Source organism: Silicimonas lutimaris, from assembly GCF_047314965.1.
Lineage (GTDB): Bacteria > Pseudomonadota > Alphaproteobacteria > Rhodobacterales > Rhodobacteraceae > JAVJUV01.
Genome location: NZ_JBLBVK010000055.1, coordinates 72,096 through 89,179 on the forward strand (window position 1 = coordinate 72,096; position 17,084 = coordinate 89,179).

General features: G+C 64.5%; 15 protein-coding genes. 3 read left to right on the forward strand and 12 right to left on the reverse strand.

The window, feature by feature from the left end:
* Positions 1-28: 28 nt before the first annotated feature.
* Positions 29-1,048, forward strand: a complete 1,020-nt coding sequence (locus ACKLNI_RS16290) for a LacI family DNA-binding transcriptional regulator (protein ID WP_413720148.1) — start codon at positions 29-31, stop codon at positions 1,046-1,048.
* Positions 1,049-1,051: 3 nt separating this feature from the next.
* On the opposite strand, the gene ACKLNI_RS16295 is transcribed toward ACKLNI_RS16290, so the two are convergent.
* The 6 genes from ACKLNI_RS16295 to ACKLNI_RS16320 form a co-directional block, all read right to left on the reverse strand.
* Complete coding sequence (locus tag ACKLNI_RS16295) at positions 1,052-1,852, reverse strand: NAD-dependent epimerase/dehydratase family protein (protein ID WP_413720149.1); 801 nt, start codon at positions 1,850-1,852, stop codon at positions 1,052-1,054.
* Positions 1,853-2,068: 216 nt separating this feature from the next.
* Positions 2,069-3,169 (reverse strand): mandelate racemase/muconate lactonizing enzyme family protein, encoded by a 1,101-nt coding sequence (locus ACKLNI_RS16300; protein WP_413720150.1) that lies wholly within the window; start codon positions 3,167-3,169, stop codon positions 2,069-2,071.
* Positions 3,166-4,473 (reverse strand): NAD(P)/FAD-dependent oxidoreductase, encoded by a 1,308-nt coding sequence (locus ACKLNI_RS16305; RefSeq protein ID WP_413720151.1) that lies wholly within the window; start codon positions 4,471-4,473, stop codon positions 3,166-3,168. Before ACKLNI_RS16305 ends, ACKLNI_RS16300 begins: the two co-directional genes overlap by 4 nt.
* Positions 4,470-5,111 carry a TetR/AcrR family transcriptional regulator gene (locus tag ACKLNI_RS16310; RefSeq protein WP_413720152.1) on the reverse strand — a complete coding sequence of 214 codons (642 nt, stop codon included), beginning with the start codon at positions 5,109-5,111 and terminating at the stop codon, positions 4,470-4,472. Before ACKLNI_RS16310 ends, ACKLNI_RS16305 begins: the two co-directional genes overlap by 4 nt.
* The gene (locus tag ACKLNI_RS16315) at positions 5,108-7,513 is read right to left on the reverse strand and encodes a GcvT family protein (RefSeq protein ID WP_413720153.1); all 2,406 of its coding nucleotides are present in this window, start codon (positions 7,511-7,513) and stop codon (positions 5,108-5,110) included. Before ACKLNI_RS16315 ends, ACKLNI_RS16310 begins: the two co-directional genes overlap by 4 nt.
* Positions 7,514-7,710: 197 nt before the next feature.
* Positions 7,711-7,929 (reverse strand): hypothetical protein, encoded by a 219-nt coding sequence (locus ACKLNI_RS16320; protein ID WP_413720154.1) that lies wholly within the window; start codon positions 7,927-7,929, stop codon positions 7,711-7,713.
* Positions 7,930-8,290: 361 nt separating this feature from the next.
* On the opposite strand from ACKLNI_RS16320, the gene ACKLNI_RS16325 reads away from it, so the two are divergent.
* The gene (locus ACKLNI_RS16325; RefSeq protein ID WP_413720155.1) at positions 8,291-8,974 is read left to right on the forward strand and encodes a choice-of-anchor K domain-containing protein; all 684 of its coding nucleotides are present in this window, start codon (positions 8,291-8,293) and stop codon (positions 8,972-8,974) included.
* A 166-nt stretch (positions 8,975-9,140) separates the two neighbouring features.
* Here the strand turns inward: ACKLNI_RS16325 and ACKLNI_RS16330 are convergent, their stop codons facing one another.
* The 3 genes from ACKLNI_RS16330 to ACKLNI_RS16340 all read right to left on the reverse strand — a co-directional run bounded on the left by ACKLNI_RS16330 (position 9,141) and on the right by ACKLNI_RS16340 (position 12,525).
* Entirely contained in the window at positions 9,141-10,088 is a 948-nt protein-coding gene (locus ACKLNI_RS16330; protein ID WP_413720156.1) for a DMT family transporter, read from the reverse strand.
* A 94-nt stretch (positions 10,089-10,182) separates the two neighbouring features.
* Positions 10,183-11,745: a trimethylamine methyltransferase family protein gene (locus tag ACKLNI_RS16335; RefSeq protein WP_413720157.1), complete on the reverse strand. Its 1,563-nt coding sequence runs from the start codon at positions 11,743-11,745 to the stop codon at positions 10,183-10,185.
* A gap of 96 nt (positions 11,746-11,841) precedes the next feature.
* Positions 11,842-12,525 (reverse strand): HAD family hydrolase, encoded by a 684-nt coding sequence (locus ACKLNI_RS16340; protein WP_413720158.1) that lies wholly within the window; start codon positions 12,523-12,525, stop codon positions 11,842-11,844.
* Between the two features lie 56 nt (positions 12,526-12,581).
* Between ACKLNI_RS16340 and ACKLNI_RS16345 the strand changes: the two genes are divergently transcribed.
* Positions 12,582-13,028, forward strand: coding sequence for a MarR family winged helix-turn-helix transcriptional regulator (locus ACKLNI_RS16345; protein ID WP_413720159.1), 447 nt, complete (start codon positions 12,582-12,584; stop codon positions 13,026-13,028).
* A gap of 7 nt (positions 13,029-13,035) precedes the next feature.
* Here ACKLNI_RS16345 and ACKLNI_RS16350 read toward each other — a convergent pair whose 3' ends face one another.
* From ACKLNI_RS16350 to ACKLNI_RS16360, 3 genes are all read right to left on the reverse strand, one after another.
* Positions 13,036-13,821 (reverse strand): carnitinyl-CoA dehydratase, encoded by a 786-nt coding sequence (locus ACKLNI_RS16350; RefSeq protein WP_413720160.1) that lies wholly within the window; start codon positions 13,819-13,821, stop codon positions 13,036-13,038.
* A gap of 2 nt (positions 13,822-13,823) precedes the next feature.
* Positions 13,824-15,806, reverse strand: a complete 1,983-nt coding sequence (locus ACKLNI_RS16355; RefSeq protein WP_413720161.1) for an acetate--CoA ligase family protein — start codon at positions 15,804-15,806, stop codon at positions 13,824-13,826.
* A gap of 76 nt (positions 15,807-15,882) precedes the next feature.
* Positions 15,883-17,043, reverse strand: coding sequence for an acyl-CoA dehydrogenase family protein (locus tag ACKLNI_RS16360; RefSeq protein ID WP_413720162.1), 1,161 nt, complete (start codon positions 17,041-17,043; stop codon positions 15,883-15,885).
* Between the last annotated feature and the right edge of the window lie 41 nt (positions 17,044-17,084).

A 17,084-nucleotide genomic window follows, 5' to 3' on the forward strand; every position in this document is an offset into this window, starting at 1 on the left:
AAGGTGCTGGTATTACGATAGAAAAATTATGACCCAGCGCTCAGCCCCTACCCTGAACGATGTCGCCCAACTGGCCGGCGTATCGACCGCAACAGTATCGCGATGCCTGAATTCGCCAGAGCGCGTGATCGAGAGCACCCGGACACGCGTGATGAACGCGGTGCGCGAACTGGGCTATTCACCGAATTTCGGCGGCCGGGTTCTGGCCGCGAAGCGCACGCACACCATCGGGGCGATCATCCCGACGATGGAGAACGCGATCTTCGCCCGTGGCGTCCAGGCCTTCCAGGAAGAGTTGCGCGCCCACGGCTACACGCTGCTGGTCGCCAGTTCGTCCTATCGCGCGGACATCGAGGAGGAACAGATCCGCTCGCTGGTCGCGCGCGGCGCGGACGGCCTGATGCTGATCGGGCACGACAGGGACCCGACCATCTACCGCTTTCTCGAAACGCAGGGCGTGCCCACGCTGGTGACATGGTCGCATGCCACGGACTCGGGCCTGCCTTCGATCGGCTTCGACAACCGGAGATCGATGCGCGCGCTGACGGAACGCGTGCTGGAATTCGGGCATACGCGCATTGGCGTCATCAGCGCCGAGACCAGCGATAACGACCGGGCAAGGCTGCGTCTCTACGGCATCCGCGACGCCGTGGCCGCCGCCGGCATCGCGCCCGACACGCTGGCCGTCGTCGAGACGGTCTACGAGATTGATGCGGGGTCCGCGGCGTTCGAAAAACTGATGTCCGCCTCGCCGCGGCCCACGGCGGTTCTCTGCGGAAACGACGTGCTGGCCGCGGGTGCGCTCCGGCAGGCCCGGCTGATGGGACTGGACGTTCCGCGCGACGTGTCGATCACCGGCTTCGACGATATCGAGTTGGCCCGCATCGTCGTCCCTGCCCTGACAACCGTTCACGTGCCGCACCGCGAAATGGGTGCCAGCGCCGCCCGCGAACTCGTCGACATGGTCGAAAAAGGAAGCCCAGGCAAAACGCTGGAACTGGAGGCGCGAATCTGCCTAAGGGACTCGCTCGGGCCGCCGCCCCGGTAAGCGTCACTCCTCGTGGATGCCGTCCACGGTGAAGACACCGCCCTGGTAGACCGCCGTCGGCGCGTCCGCCGCCGGCGGTTCCATTGCCGCGTCGAGCTTTGCCCGAAATACCTCGGAATTGTCTTGGGGCCGCCAGCCAAGATAGGCCACTTCGCGGTTGTCCCACCAACTGGCGTCATTGGCCGATGCGCCATAGATGATCGGACACCCCAGTCGCGGCACCGTGAAGATGCGCTCGATCAGGCGGACGAAATCGTCATGGCTCATCCATGTAGACAGCATCCGGTGATCCTTCGGCTCGGGAAAGCAGGAACCGATGCGGATCGAGGCGGTCTCGATCCCGAACTTGTCGTGGTACATGCTGGCCAGCGCCTCGCCGAACACCTTTGACACGCCATAAAGCCCGTCGGGCCGCGTCGGCGACTTCGCATCCAGCCGCTCTGTCTGTTTGTGAAAGCCGATCGCATGGTTCGAACTGGCGAAGATGATGCGTGGCGTCGTGCTGGATTTCCGCGCGGCTTCGTAAAGGTGGAACATGCCGTCGATATTGGCGTTGCGGATGGTCTCCCACGAAGCTTCCGTCGCCTGGCCGCCCATGTGCACAATACCGTCGCATCCCTCGACCAGAGCCTCGACCGCGGCCTTGTCGCCCAGATCGCAGTAGACGATCTCTTCGTTCGGCCCCGCCTCGCCCAGCCCCTTCCGGGCCGAAATTCGGATCGTTTCAGCAAGGTGACCCAGCCGCTGGCGGCAAACCGAGCCAAGGCCTCCGTTGGCCCCCGTGATCAGCAAGCGTTTCATCATTGTCCGTCTTCCTCCCCTATGTGCGGACGCTGCGCCGAAGACCCGCATGGCATCTCCGCACGACCGGAGCACGCGCGCGTCGCTCTTGCCCGCCAGCATGCAGAAATGCGCCGGCACCGCCACCCTCAAAACGGCAGGGCCACATGCGCGGCCGGCTGCGGCGCCGACACCTGCCATACGCTTGCCATACGTTTTGCAGACGCCTTGCCGACTGCCCTACCCGGCCCTTTGACCGTCCACCGCTTCCAGCTTCTCCCAGTCGAAGGTCACGCCGATCCCGGGCACATGCGGCGCAACCGCCATGTGCCTTTCCATTACCAGAGGACGGGTCGTGTAGCGGTCGATGGGGAAGGAATGCACCTCCAACCATCCCGTGTTCGGCTGCGACGACACGAGGCTGACGTGCAGCTCCTGCATCCCGTGGCTGCACACGGGGATGCCGTGCCCGTCGGCCATCCTGGCCACCCGAAGCCAGCCGGTGATGCCACCGCAATTCGAAGCGTCGGGCTGGACATAGGACAGGCGCGCGTCCTCGAAGGCGTATTCGAATTCGTGGATGGTATGCAGGTTCTCGCCCATGGCCAGCGGCATGCCTGTTGCGTCGGCGATCCGGCCATACCCCTTGTAATCGTCTGGAATCGTTGGCTCTTCGAACCAGGCGATATCATAGGGCGCGATCGCACGCGCGCAGTCGATCGCCTGATCCACGCTCATCGAATAGTTCGCATCGACCATGAACGTCACGTCGGGCCCGATCATCTCGCGCACCGCCGCGATCCGCTCGACATCCTCCTCAAGCATCGGCTGGCCGATCTTGATCTTCACGGCGTTGAAGCCCCGGTCCAGGTACCCCCGGATGCTGTCGAGGAGCTTCGGCAGCGGGAAGTTCAGGTCGATCCCGCCCGCATAGGCCCGGCACCGGTCCGAAGCGCCTCCCGCCACCTGCCAGAGCGGCTGGCCCAGCGCCTTGCACCGCAGATCCCAGAGCGCGATATCCACCGCCGAAATCGCGAAAGACGCGATCCCGCCGCGGGCGACGTAATGCACATGCCACTGCATCGCATCATGCAGCGCCTCGACCTCCCCCGACTCCTGCCCGATCAGGAACGGCGCGAGGTCATGTTCGATCATCGCGGCGATCGCACGACCGCCCTTGCCGCCGGTATAGGTATAACCGGTGCCCTCTGCGCCGTCTTCCAGCCGCACAGTGGCGGTGATCAGCTCGAAATGCGTGTGATCTCCGTGCTTTGCGTCGGTCAGCACTTCGTCCAGCGGCACCTCGAACCGGCGAACGTCGATGGAGGCGATCCGGCTCATCCCAGCACCGAGAAGCTGGATTCGGCGTTGATTTTCCGCTTCCGCGAATAGAAGCCCGCATCCACCGTGCGCCCGATATAGGGCAGCTCGAACTGCAACGGAGCGGCATCGTGATCGCCCCCGTTCTCGCAATGGCCGATCAGCGCCGCCATCAGCTTGCCCGCGATGGGGGCGTTCTTGTACTGGTTCCCGCTGGTGCCGCAGGCCATGTAGAACCCGTCCAGCATCGAGCGGTCATAGATCGGAATCCAGTCGGTCGAGGCATCGTAGAGGTCCACCACGCCCCGCATACGGCTGGGAATGCCCAGGCTCGGCACGCGCTGGCCATAGCGCATCGCCTGTGTCGTCCACTGATCGGTGAAATCGCGGCCATAGCCGGTGTCGGCCTCGACCCAGTGATGCGGATCGCATTCGGGGTCTTCCGAGCCGATCAGGATGTGATTGCCGTGTTCGGGCCGGCAATAGCAGGCGATGTCGCTATCCGAGACGATCATGCCGTTCTTCTCGAAGTCGAATCCATCTGGCGCTGGCACATGCACGACTTCCTGCCTGAGTGGCCGCGTGGTGATCGTCATGTCGTCCAGAACGCCCGCCATCGCGTTCACGCGCGCCGATCCGGGCCCGGCGACGTTGACCACGACAGGGGCGTGAAGAACCTCGCCCGAGGCCAGGCGCACGCCGCTGACACGGCCGCCTTCCTGAAGGATTCCAGAGACTTCAACGCCCATCCTGAAGTCTGCGCCGTGCCGCCGTGCCGCCGCCGCAAGGTTCTGGGAGGACAGCGCCGGGTCTGTCACATACCCGGCCAGCGGCCAGAACACCGCACCTTCGATCTCACCGCCGGTCGGCTCTCCGAAGCCCGGGTCGTCCATGCGTTTTGCCGGACCGAACCGGTCCAGCGCATAGATCGGAAGACGCTGCCGGATCCGGTCGGCGTCCCATTCCTCGATCGGGATATCCAGCGCGCGGCTCATCTCGAGGTGCTTTGCCATCATCCCGTTGGCCTCGGTCCTCATGACAAGGCAGCCGCATTGCCGGAACTCTGCCAGAAGGTCCTCTGCGCCTGCGCCCAGGTAGTCGCGCCAGTCGCGCCAGTAGTGATAGCCCTCCCAGGCGAAAGCTGTGCCGTCCATGGTCGAGTAGTGCATCCGGATGATCGCGCAGGACCCTGCAGTCGAACCATGGCCGATCTGGCTGTTGCGGTCGACCGACAGTGTCTTCCAGCCGGCCTTCGCCAGTTCATAGGCCACCGCCGTGCCGATGACCCCGGTTCCGATGATGATGGCATCGGCAGTCGCCGTCATGTCTCCCCCTCCAGCGCCAGTGTGAAGCGGCGCATTTCTTCGATCTCGTCCGCGCGGCCCTCCCGTCCCGTGAAGGTCAGGAGGTAATGCGGGATCAGCCGCGCGCGTTCGGCCATCGTCTCCTGCAGGTCCGCATCGTTATAGCCGATCTGCATGTAGTAAAGCACTCTTGCCCGGATCAGGCTTTCTTCGTCGCCATAGCCGAAGCGCGCGAACATCCCGCCCAGAGCGGCGATGCGCTGGCTGTCCGAGGTATCCAGCACGCGTCGCACCTCGGGCGCGCGGCGCGCCCAGTCGCGGATCGCGAAATCGAGGCGTACGTCGAAGCGGCGCGGATCGATGAAGCTCTTGAAGACATTGCAGACGCCGCCGGTGATGGTTTCAGCCGGCGACCCTGCGGCGGAAACGATGGCGCCGGTGTTGGTCGACAGCCAGTCGTCGAGAAGCGCCTGAAGAAGCTCCTCCCGGTCCTTGAAATACCAGTAGAAACTGGAACGCGAGACCCCCATCGAACCCGCCAGCGTAAGGATCTTCACGCTCTCGATGCCCTCCGAGACCAGCAGCGCCTTCGCCGTATCCAGCCAGTCCTGCCGGGTGACCTTGACGTTCCCGGGCAGGATATCAGCCGAAACGGTCACCCCCTCATCGCCTTGCCGTCCGGATCATAGGGCGAGGCCGCGATCACCGTTGCCTTGCGCGCGACGCCAACGATATGGGTCGTCAATTCGCTGCCCACAGAGGCCACATCGCGATCTACAAGCGCCATGGCCAGCGACTTGCCCACCGTGTGACCGTAGTCGCCCGACGTGACGAACCCGACCTTGCGGTCGCCCGACCAGACCGGTTCGTAGCCGTCCGCGTCGGCATCGGCGGCATCCACCTCCAGCGTGACCAACAGTTTCGACGGTCCGCCGCCGTCGCGCTCCTTGCGCGCGGGAACCTCTCCTATGAACCCTGACTTCGACCAGTCGATCCAGCGGTCCATTCCCGTCATGCCGGGGGTGTAGCCTTGCGTGAATTCCTTGGACCAGATGCCGAAGGATTTCTCCAGCCGAAGCGACAGAAGCGCGTTGTAGCCGTATTCGATCATACCGCTTGCCGCGCCCGCCTTCAGAAGCAGCTGGCGCAGCATGGCGTGGTCACCCATCCGGCAGTGGATTTCATAGCCGAGTTCGCCGGTCACCGACATCCGGCCCACCCTGCAGCGGAAGAGCCCGATGTCGAAATCGCCGCAGCCCATGAAGGGCAGATCGCCGACCGGTGCATCCGTCAATCGCTCGATCACCTCGCGCGATTTCGGCCCCGACAGTGAGAACCCGGCGGTATCCTCACCCAGATCCCGGACAGTCACGCCATCCTCCAGGTGGTCGTTGAACCAGCGCATGTGCCAGCCGCGCAGATAGTAGCTGCCCATGATCCACCAGGTGCCATCGCCCCAGTTGAAGAGCGTCAGGTCTCCCTTCAGACGCCCGTCATGACCGAGCATGACCGCCAGCCGCGCGCGGCCCGGTTTCGGCAGCCTGGTGGACATAATCTTGTCCAGCCACGCCTCGGCGTTAGGCCCCGAGACCTCGTAGCGCGAGAAGCCGGTGATATCGAGAAGGCCAACGCCTTCCCTGACCGCCTTGCATTCGCGCCCGACGATATCGAAGGCGTTGGAGCGTTTGAGCGAAGGCGTTTCCCTGAACCCCTTCTCGGCAAAATAGAGCGGCACCTCCAGGTCCCAGCTCTGGCCCCAAAGCGCGCCGGCCTCGGTCATGTCCCGATAAGCCGGGGCTGTTTTCAAGGGACGGCCAGCAGGCAACTGCTCGTTGGGATAGGTCATCACGAAGCGGCGGGAATAGAACTGGCCGGTGGTTTCCTTGATGTACTGCTTGTTCTCGGCCCAGACGCCGTAGCGCGCGACGTCCATGCCGTAGACATCCGCTTGCGGCTCGCCCTCGATGATCCACTCGGCCAGCGACTTGCCCACGCCGCCCCCTTGCAGGAAGCCCGCCATCACCGCGCAGGCGCTCCAGTAACCGCGCTTACCGGGGACCGGGCCGACCAGCGGGTTGCCGTCCGGGCTGAAGGTGAACGCGCCATTGACCCAGGTCTTGACGCCTGCCTCCTGCAAAGCCGGATAGCGGTGGAAGCCCGCGATCAGCTCGTCCTCGATCCGGTCGGTCTGCTCCTGGAACAGCTCCATCCCGTAATCCCATGGCGCGCCGTCCATCGCCCAATGCTCGTGGTTGACCTCGTAGATGCCCAGAAGAACGCCTTTCTGATCCTGGCGCATATAAGTGAAGCCCTCGAGATCGACGGTCATCGGGATCTCGAAGTCCAGCGCCTCCAGCGCCGGGATCGACTCAGTCACCAGGTAATGGTGCTTGAGCGGAGAGACAGGCAGTTCGATCCCCGCCATGCGGCCCACCTGCTTTGCCCAGAGACCGCCAGCGTTGACGACGTGCTCGCAGGAAATCGTGCCCTTCTCGGTCACCACGTCCCAGCCCTGCAGCGTCTGGTTCAGTTCCAGCACGCGGTTGTGCTCGATCACGGTCGCGCCGTTCTTCTTGGCCGCGCCGGCATAGGCATGGACTACGCCCGTCGTGTCGATGTAGCCCTCGCGGTCGGCCCACATACCGCCCAGAAGACCATCGGGCGACATGATCGGGTTCAGTTCCACGGCCTCCTCGACCGTCACCAGACGGCAGTCCTCGATCCCGATCGACTGGTAGACGCGGAACGCAGATTGCAGCCATTCCCAGCGGTCAGGCGTGCCCGCCATGGTCAGGCCGCCGGTCATGTGGAACCCGATGTTCTGGCCGCTTTCCTTCTCGATCTTGGGCAGAAGGTCGATGGTATAAGCCTGAAGCGCCGCGATGTTCGGGTCTGCGTTCAGCGTGTGAACACCGCCCGCCGCATGCCACGAGGATCCAGCCGTCAGGACCGAACGCTCGATCAGCGCCACGTCCGACCAGCCCATCTTTGCCAGATGGTACAGAACGGACGCGCCCACGACGCCTCCCCCGATGACGACGACGCGATAATGCGATTTCATGGACGGCCTCCCGGTGATTTTGGGAGGAGCCTATGAGGCTCTGGACAGGGGTGTCCAGAGAGTTTGCGACATTGGGCTGTCGGAGGGCGACAGTCCGTCAGCCAGCGTGGCGGCGGCCGGATCGCTTCGGTTTAGGAAATGTTGCGCGCGGCCCGTCAGGACCGCGACGCCCCGGCGCGGAAAATGCCGCGCTGGAATCAGAAGGTTGCAGGCGGAGGTGTTGAACTACCAGAACCGCTTGCCACCGCGACGAGGATCGCCAGCAGCAAAAGGGGAATGATGATCCCGCCAGAGGAGGCCGAGGATTCCTCGACGATCACCTCGGGTTCCATCAACGGCTCGGCCATTCCGCCCGCCAGCGCGGGGCTGGAAATGGCAAGACTCAAGACAGCCGCACCGATCGCTTTTTTCATCATGAATAAAAACTCCAAAAAATGAACGCCTTAACCTGCACCGACTCGCCTTGTCTGCGCAACGCGGCCCTTGGGAAAAGTCGCCGCAAGTTGCATTCCAGATACCCGGAAAAATCGGAAACACTCCGTTTCTGCGTCCACATCCGCCGAACCATACGTTGGCCAGAATGGATTCTGTATTAGATAACATGGACTTGAGGATGGCGAAAAAATGGCAACACAAAGGCGTCATCTTGGCGCAAGGCCCTTTCCGCATTCGTCTCGTCGGGTTAACGTTGGTAAGTGTTTTTGTAGTTAGGGCCGGGTGTGACCGGTATCTGGTAAAATGGTCAATGGTTTCTTCAGATTTGCAGTGACCGCGTGCATGCTGGCAAGTCCAGGACTTGCCGCCGCGGCGACAATCACAACGATCGACGGCGCTTGGAGCGGTTCCGATCCCGTAGTCTCGGGGGTCGGGACAGATCGACTCCTCTGGGGTGAGTCTGCCGGCTACGGTCAGTCCGGCTATCGCTTCGACTCGGCCGAAACTCCACTGGAAGTCTTTCCGGATGCGTCCTTCCTGATCGGGGCCTTCACTCATCTGAACAAGCCGATCCGCGGCACGCTTCTGCGCGAGGCCGAACTGACTGTCAGCTTTTTCTTCGAAGGACTGGCAGAGGCGGTGACTTCGGTGTTCGTCTTCGACCACTTCGAGACACATAACGAAGCCGAGACCTGCGCGAACGGCGTCGACAACTACACGGGCGTCAACCTCAAAGGCTGCGCCGACCGCGTTGGAGCCACGCTGAACGAAGCGCGGTCGGACACCGTGGAGATCGGCGGAGTATCCTATTACATGGACATCTCTGGCTTCGAATACGGCGGATCGCTCTTCGATTACTTCTGGACCGAAGAGCGCCGGGAAAATGTCGCGAACCTTGTCGGGGTCCTCCGCGCGACCGGCGAGCAAGAGCCACCCTCGCCTGTCCCGCTGCCTGCAAGCGGTCTGCTCCTGATCGGGGCCATGGCCGCGCTGGGCTATGCGCGCTCGAAAAAAGCCGCCGCGTGACACCTGACAGCGCGGCGTCTTCGGACGCTTCGCCACGACAGGCAGACAGCGACACGAGCGCGCGGCGCGCGTGTCGCGACAACAGACCGACAGCATAGGCCTGAAAAGCAGCGATGCCGGGAACGCACTAACGCATGCACCTGCGTACCGCATTGGCCCCGCCGTCTCAGAACGGCGGCGCTGCGCGCTCGCTGACCAACCTTCTCGCAGTCACTCTTTCGCGGTGTATCATGTAAAGCCCCGCGCCGATTATGATGACGATGCCGATTTGCGTCAGCGTGTTCGGGAAGTCGCGGAATACAAGGTATCCCAGCAGGGTCGCCATCGGCAATTCGAGGTATTGCAGCGGAGCCAGCGTGGCCGACGGCGCCAGAGACAGCGCGTAGGTCATCATCATGTGGCTCACCGCAGCGAAAAACCCGACGCCCAGAAGCCAGACCCACGCAATACCCTCGGGCCAGACCGGATCGAGCAGGTCCCAGCCTGTCCCCTCGGCCAGGATCATCACCGGAATACAGAAAAGACTGGCGACCAGCCCCGTGTGGAATTGCAGGGTCACCGGATGAACCTGGCGCGACAGCCCCCGCGTCACGAGAATGTAGAACGCGAAACCCACCGCCGTGCCGATCGGAAACAGCGCCACCGCGCCAAAGGCCGCGAAGCTCGGCTGGATCACGAACAGCACGCCCACGAACCCGACAATGGCCGCCCCCACGCGGCGCGGGCCGACCTCCTCGCCCAAATAGAATTTGCCAACCAACAGCACGATGAACGGCTCGACGAACACGATCGCCAGAGCGTCGGCAAGCGGCATCACGCGGATCGCGGCGATGAAGCAGAACGTCGAGATGAACAACAGGAACGCGCGGGAAAACAGCGCCAGCCAATGGGAGCGGGGAACATGCAATGACAGGCCCATGATCCAGACGAACGGAGCCATCAGCACGCATTGCACGACAAATCGCGCCGCCGTGACCTGTCCCACGGGAACGGTCTCGGATGCCAGCTTGGCCGCCACATCGAGGAGAGGCGCAGTCAGGCAAAACCCCAGCATCAGCGCGACACCCGGAAGGATACGGTCGGTGGAGGGGATGGAGGCGCTGCCGTTCGTCATAGCGCAACCTGAGTCCATGCCCTGCACATGTCCATGCGCTTTCCGACGCCATGCGCGGAACGACGCGTCGAGAGTCTGCCCATCCGTGCCATCATCAGAAATCCGTCGGTGCCCCGCCCTCGGCCTTTCTCCTCGCGACAAAGTCCGCCAGTTCCTCGCGGACACCCTCGTCCATCGGAGGCGCTTCGAAATTCGCGATGATCTCCTTGAACAACCCATGCGCGCGCGTCGCGGTCCAGACACCGCCGTTGTCCAGCGCGAAGGCTTCGAAGTTGCGCCAATCGCTGACGAAGGGCTGGTAGAAGGCGGATTCGTAGCGGTCCTGCGTGTGCTGGATGCCAAAGTAATGGCCATTCGCCCCAACCTCGCGGATCGCGTCCAGCGCGATCTCCTCGGGCCCGGTCGCCCAGACGTCGGGCTCCATGTAGCGCTGAAGCATCTGGAGCACCTCGCAGTCCATGATGAACTTCTCCGGGCACGCGATCAGCCCGCCCTCCAGCCAGCCCGCGGCGTGATAAACCATGTTCGTCCCCGACTGCATGGCCGCCCATAGCGAGTTCGAGGTCTCCCACATCGCCTGACCGTCGGGCACGTTTGCGGCGCAAACGCCCGAGGAGCGTACTGGCAAACCATAGTAGCGCGCCATCTGGCCGGTCATCTGCGTGGCCCGTACGTATTCCGGCGTGCCGAAAGCGGGCGCGCCCGACTTCATGTCGACGTTCGAGGTGAACGTGCCGATGACCGCCGGCGATCCCGGCGCGACGTACTGGAACAGCGCGATGGCCGAGAGCGCCTCGGCGATCGACAGCGTTACCGCGCCCGCCATCGTCACCGGCGCCATCGCGCCCGCCAGCGTGAAGGGCGTCACCACGACGGCCTGCCCGCGCCGCACCATGCGGAGACACCCGTCGATCATCGGCTGGTCGTGCTTCAGGGGCGAGGTCGAGTTGATGTTGGTGTACATGTAGGGCTTGGCCTGGAACGCCTCCTCGCTCAGCCCGCCCGCGATCTTGACCATCTCCATCACGTCCTCGACCCGCTCCTTCCCGAGCGAGTAGGCGTGCATCACCTTGTCGGTCAGCGTCAGCTTGTCATAGAGCACGTCAAGGTGCCGCACCGAAGGGTGCAAGTCCACCGGCTCCACCGGATAGCCGCCGGCGAAATGAATGCAGTTGAAATGCTGGGTCAGCTTCAGCAGGTTCTGGCACTGCTCCCGTGTGCCCGAGACCTTCCGGCCCAGTTCGAGATCGTAGTAGTTCGGCGGCGACGACACGTTGCCGAAAACGATATGGCCCTTGCCGATCGTCAGTTCGCGTTCAGGATTGCGGGGCGTCAGCGTGAAATGGGCCGGCGCCTTGCCGACCATCTCCATCACCCAGTCGCGGTCCATCTTCACGTTCGTGCCGTCGACCTTGCAGCCCGCTTCACGGAACAAGACCTGCGCCTCGTCGTTCAGGAACTCGATCCCGATCTCTTCCAGAATGCGCATCGCCCCATCGTGGATCGCCTCGACCCCGGCCTCGTCCAAGGGCTCGGTCGGGCGGTCGGGATTGAGCGGCACGCGCCACGGCATCTGCTTGAACAACTCGCGCGAGCGGCGTTCCTTGTTGGCAGCACGCCCTCCGGTTCTGCGCTTTTTCGTGGCGGCATCCGCCATGGCGTCCTCCCTTGAGACCTGAGCCCAGTGTTGGACGGAACAGACGGATTCGCGGTTTGAAAACCGACGAATTGTGTCGCATGCCGTCCTTTTCGGTCAGGTTCTGGCGGCAATCCAGCCGGGCAGATGCGAAATGTCCGGCAAAACAGCGTCGGCAAGGTCCGCCAGATCTTCGGCCACGGCCACCCCGGTCAGGACAGCGACGGTCGTCATTCCGGCAGCGCGTCCCGCCGCCAGGTCGTGTCGGCTGTCCCCGACCATCAGCGTCCTTTCGGGTCGCGTACCGGTGGCTTTCGAGAAGGCCAGTAGCGGTCCGGGCGCGGGCTTGGCGCCGTAGCCGGAATCGTATCCCGCCACGAAGGTGAAATGCTGGGCGATCCCGACGCCTGACAGGTGTGTTCGCGCCGCCGCCTCGCCGTCATTGGTCACCAGACCCAGAAGATGCCGCTCGGCCAGCAACGCCAGCGTCTCGACCAGGCCCGGCACCTCCACTTGCGGCGTTGCCTCCGCGACCCTGTTGGCCAGTGCCTCCAGCTCTCGCGCTGTCCGGTTCGTCGCGCCGGCCAGCGCCGCGCCGACCTCGCCCGAGGTGCCCGCGATCACGACGCTGGACGGCAGGAAACCGACGCCCGGCACGAACCCCATGGCCTCGGCAGCCGCGGACCGCAGCTCCGCATCCCCCGCCGCCAGTTCTTCCAGCATCGTCTCCGCCCACGCTGTCCACGTCGCCCGGAAATCGAACAGCGTTCCGTCCTTGTCGAAGACGATCGCTTCTGTCATGCCTTGCCCTCATTCAACACATTGACACTTGCACCGCCGCTCCCGAAAGTTCCCCGATGAGCAATTACCGGCTTCATGCTTCGCTTGGATATAATCTCTCGCTTGCCGCGCGTCTGCAGGAAAGACGCCTGGACGACGCGCTGAAAACCCTCGGACTGACCCGCACCACATGGTGCGTCCTGCTGGCGGTCGGCGTCGAGAACTTGAGGCAGCCCTCCGATATCGCGGCCTTCATCGGCATCGACCGCACCGCGACCTCGCGCGCCCTGCGATACATGGAGGCGGACGGGTTGCTGAAAAGGGAAACCGGCAGGAAAGACCGGCGCACAACGCGGGTCACGCTGACCGACACCGGGTTGGAGAGGATAGAACAGGGCGTCCCCTTCGCAATCGAGAACAACGCCCTGATGCGCGCCAAACTTACCGAGAAAGAGCACGAGCAGCTCCTCGCGCTCATTTCCAAACTCACCGAAGGCGAAGACACCGACCTCAGCGTCTTCTGAGAGAGGCCTAGCGCCCTTTCCAGACAGGATCGCGTTTTTCGGCAAAGGCCCGGGCGCCCTCAAGCTGATCCTCCGACGAATAGAGACGGTCGACCGTCGCCAGTTGCCGCTTCGTGATCCGGTTCAGCGCATCCTGGAACTTGGAATCCTCCGCGTCCCGAACCACTTCCTTGATCGCCGCATAAACCAGCGGCGGGCCCGAGGCGATCAGCCGGGCAAGCTCCCAAACGGTCTCCTCCAGCTTCTCCGGCGCGACGACCTCCCGCAGAAGCCCCCAGCGGTGGGCTTCCGCCGCGTCGATCCAGCGACCCGTCAGCAGCATGTCCATGGCCACATGATAGGGAATGCGCTTCGGCAGCTTGATCGAGGCCGCATCCGCCACCGTCCCGGACCTGATCTCGGGCAGCGCGAAACTGGCGGTCTCCGAGGCGACGATCAGGTCGCAGGACAGCGCCAGCTCGAAACCACCGCCGCAACAGATGCCGTTGACCGCACAGATCACCGGCTTGTTCATCTGTGGCAACTCCTGCAAGCCACCAAAGCCGCCGATGCCGTAGTCGCCATCCACCGCATCGCCGTCGTTCGCGGCCTTCAGGTCCCAGCCCGCGCAGAAAAACCTGTCTCCCGCCGCGCGCAGGATCGCCACGCGAAGTTCGGGATCGTCCCGGAAGTCGCGGAACACTTCGCCCATGACCCGGCTGGTCACCAGATCGATGGCGTTGGCCTTGGGGCGGTCCAGCGTGACCTCGAGGATCGCGCCCTCGCGGCGGGTCTTGATCGGTGTCTCGGTCATCCTCACTCCTTCCGGATCAGCGCATCCACGGCCACAGCGCCTTTTTGCATCACGATCAGCGGGTTGATCTCGACCTCGGACAGTGCGGGATCCTCCAGTAACATGGCTTGCACAAGAAACGCCACATCGACCGCCGCCGCAACATCCGCCTTGGGACGCCCGCGAAAACCGTCGAGACGCGGCCACAGCCGAAGACGGCGGAAGGCGGCGGCGATCTCGTCGCGCGTAGCGGGCGCGACAAGCGTCACCGTGTCAGCCAGCAGTTCGGCCTCGACGCCCCCCATTCCAAGGGTCAGCGCCACGCCATAGACCGGATCACGCCGCGCGCCGACCAGAACCTCCGCGATACCCCCGGGCACCATTTCTTCCAGCAGGTAACCGGCGGCACCCCGCATATCTTCAGCGCCATCGAGTGTTTCAAGGCCAAGACGGACCGCCCCGGCCTCGGACTTGTGCGCGAAGCCCAGCCCCTTCAGGGCGAAGGGCGGCGTCAGTGCCGAGCCATCCAGAGCGGCAAGTGTCGGTGCGGTCGTCCCCTTCGGCACGGTAATCCCTGCCACTGCCAGCAACGCCTTGCCCGCCACTTCGTCGAGCACCGCGCCGCCGCCCCCAAGGGGCGCGACGGGGCTCCAGCCCTCCCGCGCAGGGGCCCCCGAGGCCGCCCGGATCGCCGCGAAGCTTTCGGCAATGCCCTGAAGCGGCACCGCCCCCATCTCTTCGAACCGGCGGGCTACCGCCTCGTCCACCGAGTCGTGCAGCGTGGCGACGCTGAAGATCGGTTTGCCGCTGGCCAGCCGCGCCGCCTGCAGCCCCTCGAAAACGCAGTCATAGCTTGCCGTCGAGCAGCGGTCTTCCCGCGGCAGATCGAGAACGAACAGAGCCGCGTCGCCAGCCTCGGCCGCCGCCGTGAACACCTCGCCCATCCGAAGCCCGTCGCCCCAGATGAAGGTCTGGTAATCGAGCGGGTTGGCGATGGTCACCAGCGGCCCCAGCACCGCCGACAGGCGTGCGGCCTGAACCTCCGGGATCGGCGGCAGCCGGACACCGGCCGCTTCGGCCGCGTCCGCCATCAGACCCGCCTCGCCGCCCGAGCACGAGACCGAAACCAGCCGATCCGCGCGGATCGGACCGTGGACATGGAGGATCTTCAGCGTATCGATCAGTTCCGGCAGAGACGTCACCTCGCCCGCCCCCGCCTGCGCAAGGAAGGCCGAGGACACCGCGCCCTCGCCGGCCAGCGACGCGGTATGGGTGACAGCCGCCGCGCGCCCAGCCTCCGACCGCCCGGCTTTCAGCACGACGACGCCCTTGCCCGCCGCCCGTGCCCGCGCAACGACATCGGCAAAGGCCGCCGCATCGCCGATCCCCTCGACGTAAAGACCCAGCGCCGTCACCCGTTCGTCGGCCAGAAGGGCGTCGGCCAGTCCCGCCAGACCGGTCTGGGCGGCGTTGCCCAGGCAGGCGACATAGGCCAGCGGCAAGCCACGCCGCTGCATGGTCAGCGTGATCGCGATGTTCGAGGATTGCGACAGGATCGCCACGCCGCGCTCCACCCGTCCGCAGCCCTGCTGGTCCGGCCAGATCACCGCGCCGTCGAGCGCATTGACGAAGCCGTAGCAGTTCGGCCCCAGAACCGGCATTTCGCCTGCGGCCGCCAGCAGCGCCTCGGTCAGGTCGGCGTCGCCGGTTTCGGAGAAGCCCGAGGCGAACAGAACCGCGCCCCCCGCGCCCCGGTCGCGCAGTTCGCCCACGACCTCGATCGTCGCGTGGCGGTTGACGCCGACGAAAGCCGCGTCCGGCGCGCCGGGAAGGTCGGCGACCGAGCGATAGGCGCGCTTGCCTCCGATCTCAAGCTTGTCCGGATGCACCGGCCAGACCTCGCCTCCAAAGCCCATCCGGTCGCATTCCTCGATCACCTTGACGGCCCAGCCCCCGCCGAAGACGGCGATCGACCGGGGCGACAACAGCCGCGACAGGTCACGCATGGGCTTCACCCATCGTCACGGTGAACGCGCATCCGTTTCTTCTTTTTGAAAATACTCCCGCCGGAGGCATGAAATCTCAGGCCCCCAGCGGACGCAGCAACTCGCGCCCGATGATATGGCGCTGGATCTCGGATGTCCCATCCCAGATCCGCTCGACCCGTGCATCGCGCCAGAACCGCTCGATGGGAAAATCGTCCATCAACCCCATGCCGCCGAAAATCTGCAGCGTCGCGTCGGTGACCCGCGCCAGCATTTCGCTGGCATAGACCTTGGCCGAGGCGATCTCGCGGTTCGCAGGCAGGCCCTGGTCCAGCCGCCAGGCGCTGGCCAGCGTCAGCCAGTCGGCGGCATCGATCTCGGTCACCATGTCCGCAAGCTGGAAGGACACGCCCTGGAACTTGCCGATGGCTTGCCCGAACTGCTTGCGTTCGGCGGCATAGTTCAACGCGTAATCGAAGACCCGGCGCGCGCGCCCGACCGCCATGGTCGCGACCGTGATGCGGGTGGCGTAGAGCCAGGTGTTCATCACCTCGAAGCCACCATCGACCTCGCCCAGAACCTGCGCGTCCGGCAGGCGGCAATCGTCGAATTCGAGGATCATGTTCTTGTAGCCGCGATGGCTGACGCTCTTGTAGCCATCCCGGATCGTGAACCCGGGCATGCCCCGGTCCACAAGGAAGGCGGTGATCCGCTTCTTCGGCCCCTTGTCGGTCATGTCCTCGCCGGTGGCGATGAATACGATCACGAAGTCGGCGTGATCCGCCCCCGAGATGAAATGCTTGGTGCCGTTCACCACCCAGTCGCTGCCATCCCGGCGCGCAAAGCACTTCATGCCCCGCACATCCGACCCCGCGCCCGGCTCGGTCATGGCCAGCGCGTCCACCCGCTCGCCCCGGACCGCAGGCAGGAGATAGCGCTCGCGCTGGTCGCCCTCGCAGGCCATCAGGATGTTCTGCGGCCGCCCGAAGAAATGCGTCAGCGCCATCGAACCGCGCCCCAACTCGCGCTCGACCAGTGTGAATTCCAGGTGGCTCAGCCCCGCGCCGCCCACTTCCTCGGGAAAGTTGCAGGCGTAAAAGCCCAACTCCAGCGTTTTCCGCTTGATCTCGGCGGCCACCTCGGGCGGCACCTGGCCTGTCCGCTCCACCTCAACCTCGTGAGGATAGATCTCGCGCTCGACGAAATCGCGGACCGTGTCCACGATCATCTGCTGTTCATCGGTAAGTCCGAAGTTCATCCTTGGATCCTTTTGTTTCGCCGCCCTTCGGGCGTCGACCG

Bases quoted from the DNA above. Each gene is read 5' to 3' on its own strand.
- ACKLNI_RS16335 (WP_413720157.1), bottom strand. From the start codon at position 11,745: ATGGCGGATGCCGCCACGAAAAAGCGCAGAACCGGAGGGCGTGCTGCC.
- ACKLNI_RS16320 (WP_413720154.1), bottom strand. From the start codon at position 7,929: ATGATGAAAAAAGCGATCGGTGCGGCTGTCTTGAGTCTTGCCATTTCC.
- ACKLNI_RS16325 (WP_413720155.1), top strand. From the start codon at position 8,291: ATGCTGGCAAGTCCAGGACTTGCCGCCGCGGCGACAATCACAACGATC.
- ACKLNI_RS16290 (WP_413720148.1), top strand. From the start codon at position 29: ATGACCCAGCGCTCAGCCCCTACCCTGAACGATGTCGCCCAACTGGCC.
- ACKLNI_RS16305 (WP_413720151.1), bottom strand. From the start codon at position 4,473: ATGACGGCGACTGCCGATGCCATCATCATCGGAACCGGGGTCATCGGC.
- ACKLNI_RS16355 (WP_413720161.1), bottom strand. From the start codon at position 15,806: ATGCGTGACCTGTCGCGGCTGTTGTCGCCCCGGTCGATCGCCGTCTTC.
- ACKLNI_RS16300 (WP_413720150.1), bottom strand. From the start codon at position 3,169: ATGAGCCGGATCGCCTCCATCGACGTTCGCCGGTTCGAGGTGCCGCTG.
- ACKLNI_RS16340 (WP_413720158.1), bottom strand. From the start codon at position 12,525: ATGACAGAAGCGATCGTCTTCGACAAGGACGGAACGCTGTTCGATTTC.
- ACKLNI_RS16295 (WP_413720149.1), bottom strand. From the start codon at position 1,852: ATGATGAAACGCTTGCTGATCACGGGGGCCAACGGAGGCCTTGGCTCG.
- ACKLNI_RS16345 (WP_413720159.1), top strand. From the start codon at position 12,582: ATGAGCAATTACCGGCTTCATGCTTCGCTTGGATATAATCTCTCGCTT.
- ACKLNI_RS16350 (WP_413720160.1), bottom strand. From the start codon at position 13,821: ATGACCGAGACACCGATCAAGACCCGCCGCGAGGGCGCGATCCTCGAG.
- ACKLNI_RS16360 (WP_413720162.1), bottom strand. From the start codon at position 17,043: ATGAACTTCGGACTTACCGATGAACAGCAGATGATCGTGGACACGGTC.
- ACKLNI_RS16315 (WP_413720153.1), bottom strand. From the start codon at position 7,513: ATGAAATCGCATTATCGCGTCGTCGTCATCGGGGGAGGCGTCGTGGGC.
- ACKLNI_RS16330 (WP_413720156.1), bottom strand. From the start codon at position 10,088: ATGACGAACGGCAGCGCCTCCATCCCCTCCACCGACCGTATCCTTCCG.